The organism is Schleiferilactobacillus shenzhenensis LY-73 (assembly GCF_000469325.1).
GTDB classification, from domain to species: domain Bacteria; phylum Bacillota; class Bacilli; order Lactobacillales; family Lactobacillaceae; genus Schleiferilactobacillus; species Schleiferilactobacillus shenzhenensis.
In genome coordinates this window covers 26,761-36,230 of record NZ_KI271602.1, presented here as the reverse complement: position 1 = coordinate 36,230, position 9,470 = coordinate 26,761, and the positions used below count along the sequence as shown (strand labels likewise).

The following is a 9,470-nucleotide window of genomic DNA, read 5'->3' as shown; positions in this document are numbered from 1 at the left end:
TGCGGTTTTTGCAATTGGCTCAAAGTCGTGCCCACGGCGTTCCAGCCCCAATCTGTGGAGCCCGGAGTCACCCGGGTGCAAAGCAAGACATTAACTCCGCCAATCACCAATGCTTCCCGACGTTTTTCTTGTTCCGCCACCGTTGTTTCTTCTTCTTCCGCTTCTTCGCGCTGGCCGCTTCTTCTTCCGCGCTGGTTAACCGCTTGCCCGGGCGGTGTCCGGCGCCAGTCTGGCGTTCCACACCGCGGGTCTCATCAGCGCCTGCTGAATGGGCCGCAGACTTCCGGTAGGCTTTCTTCTCCCCCGGTTCAGTCTCCAACGCCACACGGTCGCCTACCAGTTTGCGCAAGTCGCGCAAGTCGTGGTCGTCGCCCAAGTTATAGACGGTCCCGTTGGCACCTTGACGACCCGTGCGACCGGTACGGTGGATGTAGGTGGTCAGAGTGTCCGGCAGTTCAAAATTGACCACCGCCGTCACGTCCGCCACGTCCAGTCCCCGAGCCGCCACGTCTGTCGTCAAGAGCAGCGGCACGCGGCCGGAACGAAAGTCTTGCAAGGCTTCGGCCCGCTGGACTTGGCGGCCGTCCGTCACCAGCATACTGGCCGGCACGTGCTTGAAGCGCAGCTCACTGGCCACTTTCTGCAAGACATGCTTATGGTTGAAGAAGACGAAGACCCGTTGGTGTTTCTCTCGGGCGAGGTTCTCCAACACCTGGATCTTACCGGCTTGCTGACGGTCGAGGAGCAGGTGATGGACGACGCCGCGGCTGTTGTCGGTGCTGGTCTCGTTGATTACCTGCAGGTCGGGCCAAGCGGCTTGGAATTCACTGACGATAGTCGGGTTATCGGTGGCCGAAAACAGACCCAGATTCGCCTGTTTGGGCAGACCGCCCCGCCGGAAGCTGAGAATATCCCGTAATGCATCGGGTTCGAAGGAGTCAAACTCATCCACGATCAGCGTCTTCACTTCTTCGAGGACGACTTTGCGTTCCTCCAGCAAATCGACGAATCGACCAAGGGTAGCGACCACCGCTTCGGGCTTCTCCCGCAGTTTTTTCACCTGCCGCTCCCGGTTGGCGCTGCCGATCAACCCCTGGAAGCCCAACCCAAGGGTCTTCGCCAACGGGGTCAAGACATCGCGAATTTGAATGGCCAATTCTTGCGCAGGGACGATGATCACCAGTTGTAAACCAGCACCCGGTACCAATCGGCTGAGTGCAGGAATGCCGTAAGCGAGCGTCTTACCGGAACCGGTGGGGGCCACCCCCACCACCGATTGACCAGCCAGCAATGGCTCAGCAACGGCGGCCTGAATCACGGTGCGGTCAGTGAACCCCGTCTGGATCCATAACGTGGCGGCCTTCTCTGCCTCAGTCAACATCAGGGGCCGCCTCCACCGCGGCCGGAAATTGCAGACCGGCATCTTGCCGCAGGGCATACAGCACTTCGTTGACCCGGGCCGACAGTTGGAACTGCTCGGCGAATGCTGCCCGGTCGTCGTTCTGGATGATCTCCGTGAAGCGGGCCAGTTCGCTGCTCATGCCGTTGGCCGGCTGGTCGCCGCCCAGGGTGTCGAACGCCGCACTGCTGCCGTGGTAGTAACCCACTTGTGTTAATTCTGCAATGTTATCCGTCCACACGGTGTCCTTCCCAAGGTAGACCTCTGACGGGACTCGGCTCTGGACAGTTTTGTCAGGCCGCAAATACACGGTAAAGTTCGGGTATTCCAGGGTCCCGATACCGCCGCCGTCGACCCCGGTCGTCAGCATGTGCGGCCGATAATGGGCCGCAATGGGTTTGCCAAATAAGGCGATCGCGGCATAGACCAAATAGACACCCAAGTCCTGCAAGGCGCCGCCGGCAAAACGCGGGCTGAAAACATTCGGGGTTTCGCCCGCAATCACGGCATCGTAGCGGCTAGAGTACTTCGCGTAGCTGAGTACGGCCCCGGTCACCGTCTTGCCGCCAATGGCGCGCTGCAGCTTGCTGAAGTTGGGCGTATAGATGTGGCGGGCCGCTTCAAAATAAAATTGCTGCGGGCGGGCGTTCAACAGCCGGGCAATGACGGCGAATTGGGCGGGGTTCGTGAACGCCGGTTTCTCGGTGATAACGTGCTTCCCCGCCAGTAAAACGGCCTTGGTTTGCGCAAAATGGAGACTGTTGGGCGATGCCACGTACACCAGATCAATCGACGGATCCGCCAGCATCTTGTCTAAGTCGTCATAAACCGGGACATCGGGCAGACCATTTGTGGTGGCAAAGGCCGTTCCGTGGTCGGCATTGCGGGAATAGAGCCCGGCAATCTCTGTTTGGGGATTTTCCTTCACCGCGGCGATGAACTCGGCGGTAATCGCCCCTGTACCAATCGTTGCCATGCGTAACATGCAAAAACTTCCTTTCTTGTTCGTCAGCTAACACAATTGTAAGCCCGCTGCAACATATCCATGGTATGATATTCTTGTAATAAAGGAGGATGAATGATGCGGTCTTTAAATATTATGACGAACATTAAGAGCCTGGTCCGTCATATCGTTCCGAAAACCCAGAAGGTCAAAGCACCGGCACCTGATTTTTCGCAACGGTTCGTTGGCACCTGGGCATTTCTGGACACCAAGACCCACCATGATCACCTGCTGCAGATCTCGCCGGATCTCGTTATTCAAATCGACGGGCAAGTGCTGCCCGGCCACATTACTGGCTTGGACGGCAACACCTTGACCTTCGTCGATCACTTCGGCTACCAGCTGGTCGTGCACACGAACGAGCACGGTCCGGTGTCGATCTACGACGAATCCAGCAACTTGGACTATCCCATCACGGCTGCCCGCCCGCCTGAGCAGACGCCGTCAGCGTAACGTGGAATTCTTGTTGCCAGCGGGTGCGGTCGCCGTTGAACGTGACCAAGGGTAAGGCAGAGTTATGGGGGAACGCACCGCGCTGGAGAAACAGAACGGACGCCTTGGCTGACTCAGCATCGCTGAGCCACAGGGAGAAATGGCCCGCCCGTGCGTAGCGTTGTGCTAAATCAGAAGTGGTACGGACGATCATGGATCGCCCGTTTTTTTGTAGTCCGGCAGCTATCGCCTTCAGTAAAGCCGTCACGGTCGCCTGGCTGGGCGGCGTTGTCTCGTAATCACCATACAGACTCAGGCTGACGGCGATGGGCAAGTCGCCCCAGCTGCCGTTGACAGCTTTCGTCAAATTGGCGATCTGGGCCGCCGGCGTGGTGTCGAAACTGAGGGTGTGCTCAATCCCCACGGCCAGCCGAGCGCCCTGGGCACTGGCCAGATTTTCCCCGACGCGGTCGTCTTGGTAGCTGGCCCCCTGGGCAGCGTGGACGTAAACGAAGCGGGCACCGTCTTGATGCAGCGCCTGAAAGTCCACGGTGCCATCCGTCTGGCTGACCAAGGTCCCGTTCACGGGGTACTGGCCCTTGGTCAGATTCACCGGTGCGAACTGCCGCCAAAGAAGAAACGCTGCGCCAGCGATCACCGCCCCGAGCAGCAGCAGCCACCACGGCCAATGGCGTCGGAACGTATTCGCATAAATCGGTGCTGGCCGGCGCATTTTCTCACCTCAAATCCAATCGTGTGACACTCTCGATGTGGGGCGTCTGGGGAAACATGTCCACCACGTGGGTGGGACTGGTGACCGCGTAACCCTGCGCCTGGAACCGCACCAGGTCCCGGGCCAGGGTCGCGGGATTGCAGCTGACGTAGATCACCCGGGGAATGCGCATCGCCCCCACCGTGGTGATGAATGACTCGGCTACCCCCTTGCGCGGCGGGTCAACGATCAGCACGTCCGCTTGAACGCCGTCGCTCTGCCACTTCGGCAGCACGGCTTCCGCCGTCCCGACGGTGTATTCCGCGTTCGTAATCCCGTTCAGCTCAGCGTTGGCCCGGGCGTCGGCGACGGCTTCCGGCACGACTTCCATCCCGTAAACCTGCTTCACCTGCGGCGCAATGGTCAGCCCAATCGTTCCGATACCCGCATACGCATCGATGACTGTCTCGTTCCCGCTGAATGCGGCCAGTTCCTGAGCGATGGCATAGAGGTGCGGCGTCTGGGCGGCGTTGATCTGGAAGAAGGATTGGGGAGAAATGTGGAAGCGCCGGTCGCCGATCGTATCGGTGATGTATCCCGGCCCCGCAACGACGCGGTTATCGCCGCTGAGGATCACATTCGTGTTCCGGGAGTTGACGTTCCACAGCAGCGTCGTCAGGTCCGGCACAGCGTCTGCGATCATCTGCGCGGCCAGCTTCAGCGCCGGGACAGTCTGGGTGACGACCAGCACGATCATCACCTCGCCGGTGGTATGGCCCCGCCGCACCATGATATGCCGCAACACCCCGCGGCGCGTGCGTTCATCGTAGGCAGAAACATCCAGCTGGCGCAGAATATCCCGCACCGTGACGATAATCTCGTCAATGCGCGGATCTTGGATGAAGAAATCCGTCAGCGGCACGAGGTGGTGGCTGCGTTTGCGATAGAACCCGGTGGTCAGTTCGCCGTGAATCGTCTGCACCGGAATCTGCGCCTTGTTCCGGTACTTGGTCTGCTGGGGACTGGCCAGTGTCGGCAAGACTTCAATATCCAGGTGCTGGGCAGCGAAAAGATGCTGCACCTGGGCCTGTTTGAACGCCAGCTGCGCCGGATAGCGCAGGTGCGCCAGCGGGGCGATCCCCGTCTGAAGATAATCGGTGAATTCCCCGGCTACCCGGTCGGGGCTGGTGGTCAACCGCTGGCTGACCCGGGCAAAGCCATAGGTCTTATTGGTGCGGGTGACGAGGGCGGTCACTTCTTCGCCAGGGAGCGCATTATCCACGAAAAGCGGATAATCCTGGACCTTGATGACGCCCATGCCTTCATACGTCAAGTCTTGGACAGTGGCGGTCAGGGTCTCGCCCTGGCGGACCGGTACGGTAAATTTGGCCATAGTGGGTTCCTTTCTTCTATAAAACGAACGCAGCACCGGGCGCGCCGGTGCGGTGCTTGCCTGGTGCTGCCTGTGAGAAATCTAGTGATCGTCCGAATCAGCTTCCGGATGATTATCGTGGAGCTTGTTGACGGAGGCCAGCAGCTTGCCAGTCACGTCTTCCTGCTCGGCGATGGCGTCGTCCGGGATCTCCGGTACGTTGGCGAACGCCTGGATGTGCTGCTTCAAGTTCACGAAGTGCATCGGGGCGTCGCCGCCGTATTCGCCGTCCAGATTGACCTTAAGCTGTTCGCCGTGGGCCGAGGTGACGGCCAGCCGGCGAGTCTGGGTGTAGATGATGCGGTCGTCGTTCACATGGCGGCCGCCGGTGAGGACCATCGTCAGCAGCTGGACGATCTCCACCAAGTTGGCGGTTTTGACAATGATCAGCGTGAACTTGCCGTCGCCCAGGACCGCATCCGGCGCGATCTGCTCCAGCCCACCCACGGAATTGGTCAGGCTGAGGAAGAACATGGAGGCTTCGCCGTCGTATGTGCCTTCGTCGTACACCAGGTGCATCTGAATCGGCCGCATCCGCGGGAGCATCTCGGCCCCTTTCAGCAGATACGCCAGGTAGCCCAACGCGGACTTCACGTCGGAGGCCACCTCGTAGGTCAGATCCATCATGTTGCCGCCGCCGGCGATGTTGACGAAGTACTGGTCATTCGCCTTGCCGATGTCGACCCCGATGTGCTTCCCCCGGGCAATGACCTTCGCCGCGGCGACTGGGTCTTCCCGCGGAATCTTCAAGGCCCGAGCATAATCGTTCGTCGTGCCTACGGGAATGATCCCGAGCATCGGCCGTTGTTTGAGGCCGGCAATGCCGTTAACCACTTCGTTGATGGTGCCGTCGCCGCCGGCGGCCACCAGCAGGTCGAAGCCTTCCAGGGCCGCGCGTTTGGCCTCGGCCTCGGTCGAACCTTCCTCGGGCCGGGTGCGGAACGTACTGCTCTCGTACCCAGCATCTTCGAGGATGCTCAAGACGCCGGCCACGTTGCGTTCCATGACTTCGTGCCCAGAGACCGGATTATAGATGAGCCGTGCCTTTTTTACCATCTGTTTCAATCCTTTTCCGCACGCGTTCAGCGTTTCTTTAATTCACTCACGAGGATCTGATTGACCACTTGAGGATTGGCCTTGCCGTGGGTCTGCTTCATGATCTGCCCCACTAGGAAGCCGATGGCCCGGTCCTTGCCGTTCTTGAAGTCCTCGATCGACTGCTGGTTATTATCCAGCACACCGTCAATGATTGGAATCAAGACTTGCGGATCCGACTGCTGGACCATGCCCTTAGACTCGACCCACTGCTGGGGATCGGTATCGTTGGTAATGATCTCCTGGAAGACCTTCTTGGCGATCTTCGAACTGATCGTGCCGTCGGTCACCAGCTTGATCATCCCCGCCAGGTGTTCCGGCGTCAGCGCGGTGGCAGAAAGGTCCACTTGCTGGTCGTTCAGATACGCATTCACGTTACCCATCAGCCAGTTGGCCGCCTGCTTCGCCGGAGCGCCAGCCTTGACGGTGGCATCAAAGAAATCAGACATTTCTTTCGTCGCCGTCAGGACCCCGGCGTCATATTCCGGCAGGCCATAATCGTTCACGTAACGGTCGCGCCGTTTATCCGGCATTTCAGGGATCTCTTTTTGAATCTCATCGATCCACTCCTGGCCAATGTGGAACGGCGGAATATCAGGTTCGGGGAAGTAGCGGTAATCATCGGAGCCTTCCTTGACCCGCATCAGGATCGTGGTCCCGGTGGGTTCGTCAAAGCGCCGCGTTTCCTGCCGAATCTCGCCGCCGGCCATCAGCACTTGGGCCTGGCGCTTTTCTTCATACGCCAGCCCGTCCCGGACGTGGGCGAAGGAGTTCAGATTCTTCAGCTCAGCCTTCGTGCCCAGCTTGTCCGAACCGATGGGGGCGATGGAAATATTGGTATCCACCCGCATGGAGCCTTCCTCCATCTTGACGTCGGAGGCGCCGGTGAACAGAATGATCTGGCGCAGCTGCTCAAGATAGGCATAAGCTTCGTCTGGCGAGGCAATATCGGGTTTAGACACGATTTCAATCAGCGGCGTGCCCTGCCGGTTCAAGTCGACATAAGAATAGCCGGACGCCCCGTGGGTGTTCTTCCCGGCATCTTCCTCGACGTGCAGTTCGTGAATGCCGATCTTCTTTTTCTGGCCCTTAACGTTGATCTCCACGTAGCCGTTGGTCCCCAGCGGTCGTTCCTGCTGGGTGATCTGATAGGCCTTGGGGTTGTCCGGGTAGAAATAGTTCTTCCGGTCGAAGTGGGTGTCGTGGGTGACCTGGGCGTGGAGCGCCAGGGCCACCATGATACCCAGCCGGTAAGCATTCTTATTGACCCGGGGCAAGACGCCTGGGAAGCCGAAGTCGATGACATTGGCTGCCGTGTTGGGGCTTTCGCCGTAAGTCACGGGCGCGGGAGAAAACATCTTGGTCTTCGTCTTCAACTCGACGTGGACTTCCAAACCGATGGTGGATTTAAAATTCATCCTTAATTCTCCCCTTTCATCGCTGTCGGTACCTGTTCATAAAATTTTGTCGCGTCTTCAAACGCCGCAGCGGCTTTGAAGATCGTGCTTTCACCCAAAGGTTTGGCCATCAACTGCAAGCCCACGGGCAGTCCGTCAACCAGGCCGGCCGGCACAGAAGCCGCAGGAATCCCGGCTAAGTTCGCGGGAATCGTCAGAATGTCGTTCATATACATCGTGACGGGATCGTCGACTTTCTCACCAATCTTAAACGCCGGCGTCGGTGTGGTCGGGGCGATAATCAAGTCGTGGTCGGCGAAGACCTTGGTGAAATCGTCCTGGATCAGGTGGCGCACCTTGGCGGCCTTGTTGAAGTAGGCGTCGTAGAAGCCGGCGGACAGAGAGAACGTCCCCAGCATAATGCGCCGCTTGACTTCGTCGCCGAAGCCCTCGCTGCGCGTGCGCACGTAGACGTCTTCCAGGTTCTTGACATCTTGGGCGCGGTAACCGTAGCGAATCCCATCGAAGCGCTGCAGGTTGGAGCTGGCTTCAGAGGACGCAATCAGGTAATACGTCGGCACCGCGTACTTGGTGTGCGGCAGGCTGACGGTATCCACCGTGGCGCCCAATTTCTTCAACGTGTCCACGGCCTTCTCAATGGCGTCCCGGACGCCTTGAGAAACCCCTTCGCCTAAGTATTCTTCCGGCAAGGCCAGACGCATGCCCTGCACGCCGCCGGCCATTGCGGCGACGTAATCCGGTACGGGATCGGGCAGACTGGTGTCGTCATTCTCGTCCTGGCCGGCGATCTGCTGGAGGATCAAGGCTGAATCCTTGACCCGCCGGCTGAGCACACCGATCTGGTCCAGCGACGACCCGAAGGCAATCAAGCCCCAGCGAGAAACGCGGCCGTACGTCGGCTTGATGCCGAAGATGCCGTTGAACGCCGCCGGCTGTCGAATCGACCCGCCAGTATCGGAGCCCAGCGCAGCGACGACTTCCCCCGCGGCCACTGCTGCAGCAGAACCGCCGGACGAACCGCCGGGGACTCGGTCCAAGTCCCAGGCGTTGTGGGTCGGCCCGTAATAGGAATTCTCGGTTGAAGACCCCATTGCGAACTCGTCCAAGTTAGTCTTGCCGACCAACACACTGCCGGCTGCCTTCAGCCGCTTCGTCACGGTAGCGTCATAGACCGGAATGAACCCGGTGAGGATTTTACTGGCGGCTGTCGTCAAGACGCCGTCGGTGATGATGTTATCCTTCAATGCCAGGGGTACGCCGGCCAAAGGCTGGTCAGCACTGATCCCGGCCGCATCGGCGGCCGCCGCCTGCTTTTTGGCTTCATCGTCCGTCACCGTGATGAATGCTTTGGTCTTATCCTCCTTGGCATGAATCTGGGCCAAGGTATCGGCCGTCAGCTGAACGGCCGTGGTTTGCTTGTTGACGAGGGCGTCATGCAGGGTAGAAATGTCCTCTTTAAAGTAATTCGTACTCACGCTTCGCCCTCCCCATTATCTAAGATCGACGGTACCTTGATCAGACCGGCTTCTTTTTCGGGTACGTTCTTCAGTAATTGTTCCCGGGTCTGCCAGCGTTCGGGTTTGTCTTCCCGGAAGACGTTTTTGAGGTCTGTTACTTGATACAGCGGCGTCGTCTCGCCAACGTCCACGGCGTCGAGCTGGTCCGCCATGGCCATGATGTCTTCCATCTGTTTGGTAAAGGCGGTCAGCTCGCTATCGCTGAACTGCAGCTTGGCAAGTCCAGCCACATGGGCAACTTGGTCACGATCGATCATTAACCTTCATATCCCTTCCATCGACAGCGCCGCCGGTGTGCGGTGCCGCTGTCGTACACAGTTTGTCTGTTCCATTTTACCATAGATGGGAAGCGGGTATTTCTGAAAGTGCGGTCAGATTTCTGGCGCGGAGACAGTGTGCTGTCTCCTCTCTGGCCCGATGAGTATGGTCTACGCAGATTGGGAGGTAGGTTAGTGTCTCGCG

At 59.0% G+C, this 9,470-nt stretch carries 9 protein-coding genes; 1 reads left to right on the top strand and 8 read right to left on the bottom strand.

The genetic code is table 11. From position 1 onward, the window contains the following. Positions 1–103: 103 nt before the first annotated feature. Both L248_RS12010 and L248_RS12005 read right to left on the bottom strand, forming a co-directional pair. Entirely contained in the window at positions 104–1,381 is a 1,278-nt protein-coding gene (locus L248_RS12010) for a DEAD/DEAH box helicase (RefSeq protein WP_022530508.1), read from the bottom strand. Next, positions 1,371–2,384: a Gfo/Idh/MocA family protein gene (locus L248_RS12005; protein ID WP_040536676.1), complete on the bottom strand. Its 1,014-nt coding sequence runs from the start codon at positions 2,382–2,384 to the stop codon at positions 1,371–1,373. The genes L248_RS12010 and L248_RS12005 overlap by 11 nt, the downstream gene beginning before the upstream one ends. 96 nt (positions 2,385–2,480) lie before the next feature. Here L248_RS12005 and L248_RS12000 point away from each other — a divergent pair, with 96 nt between their 5' ends. After that, positions 2,481–2,855 (top strand): DUF4828 domain-containing protein, encoded by a 375-nt coding sequence (locus L248_RS12000; RefSeq protein ID WP_052000055.1) that lies wholly within the window; start codon positions 2,481–2,483, stop codon positions 2,853–2,855. Here the strand turns inward: L248_RS12000 and L248_RS11995 are convergent. The 6 genes from L248_RS11995 to gatC all read right to left on the bottom strand — a co-directional run bounded on the left by L248_RS11995 (position 2,815) and on the right by gatC (position 9,265). Next, positions 2,815–3,567 (bottom strand): GH25 family lysozyme, encoded by a 753-nt coding sequence (locus L248_RS11995; RefSeq protein ID WP_022530505.1) that lies wholly within the window; start codon positions 3,565–3,567, stop codon positions 2,815–2,817. The genes L248_RS12000 and L248_RS11995 overlap by 41 nt on opposite strands. A gap of 4 nt (positions 3,568–3,571) precedes the next feature. Then, entirely contained in the window at positions 3,572–4,939 is a 1,368-nt protein-coding gene (gene rlmD / locus L248_RS11990; protein WP_022530504.1) for a 23S rRNA (uracil(1939)-C(5))-methyltransferase RlmD, read from the bottom strand. A gap of 81 nt (positions 4,940–5,020) precedes the next feature. After that, the gene (locus L248_RS11985) at positions 5,021–6,034 is read right to left on the bottom strand and encodes a diacylglycerol kinase (RefSeq protein ID WP_022530503.1); all 1,014 of its coding nucleotides are present in this window, start codon (positions 6,032–6,034) and stop codon (positions 5,021–5,023) included. 26 nt (positions 6,035–6,060) lie between these two features. Then, complete coding sequence (gene gatB / locus L248_RS11980) at positions 6,061–7,491, bottom strand: Asp-tRNA(Asn)/Glu-tRNA(Gln) amidotransferase subunit GatB (protein WP_022530502.1); 1,431 nt, start codon at positions 7,489–7,491, stop codon at positions 6,061–6,063. 2 nt (positions 7,492–7,493) lie between these two features. After that, complete coding sequence (gatA, locus tag L248_RS11975) at positions 7,494–8,966, bottom strand: Asp-tRNA(Asn)/Glu-tRNA(Gln) amidotransferase subunit GatA (protein WP_022530501.1); 1,473 nt, start codon at positions 8,964–8,966, stop codon at positions 7,494–7,496. Continuing rightward, positions 8,963–9,265, bottom strand: coding sequence for an Asp-tRNA(Asn)/Glu-tRNA(Gln) amidotransferase subunit GatC (gene gatC, locus L248_RS11970; RefSeq protein ID WP_022530500.1), 303 nt, complete (start codon positions 9,263–9,265; stop codon positions 8,963–8,965). Before gatC ends, gatA begins: the two co-directional genes overlap by 4 nt. Between the last annotated feature and the right edge of the window lie 205 nt (positions 9,266–9,470).

What these genes read in the sequence shown, in the direction of transcription:
- L248_RS12010 (WP_022530508.1), bottom strand. Translation starts at nt 1,381, where the DNA reads ATGTTGACTGAGGCAGAGAAGGCCGCCACGTTATGGATCCAGACGGGG.
- L248_RS12005 (WP_040536676.1), bottom strand. Translation starts at nt 2,384, where the DNA reads ATGTTACGCATGGCAACGATTGGTACAGGGGCGATTACCGCCGAGTTC.
- L248_RS12000 (WP_052000055.1), top strand. Translation starts at nt 2,481, where the DNA reads ATGCGGTCTTTAAATATTATGACGAACATTAAGAGCCTGGTCCGTCAT.
- L248_RS11995 (WP_022530505.1), bottom strand. Translation starts at nt 3,567, where the DNA reads ATGCGCCGGCCAGCACCGATTTATGCGAATACGTTCCGACGCCATTGG.
- rlmD (WP_022530504.1), bottom strand. Translation starts at nt 4,939, where the DNA reads ATGGCCAAATTTACCGTACCGGTCCGCCAGGGCGAGACCCTGACCGCC.
- L248_RS11985 (WP_022530503.1), bottom strand. Translation starts at nt 6,034, where the DNA reads ATGGTAAAAAAGGCACGGCTCATCTATAATCCGGTCTCTGGGCACGAA.
- gatB (WP_022530502.1), bottom strand. Translation starts at nt 7,491, where the DNA reads ATGAATTTTAAATCCACCATCGGTTTGGAAGTCCACGTCGAGTTGAAG.
- gatC (WP_022530500.1), bottom strand. Translation starts at nt 9,265, where the DNA reads ATGATCGATCGTGACCAAGTTGCCCATGTGGCTGGACTTGCCAAGCTG.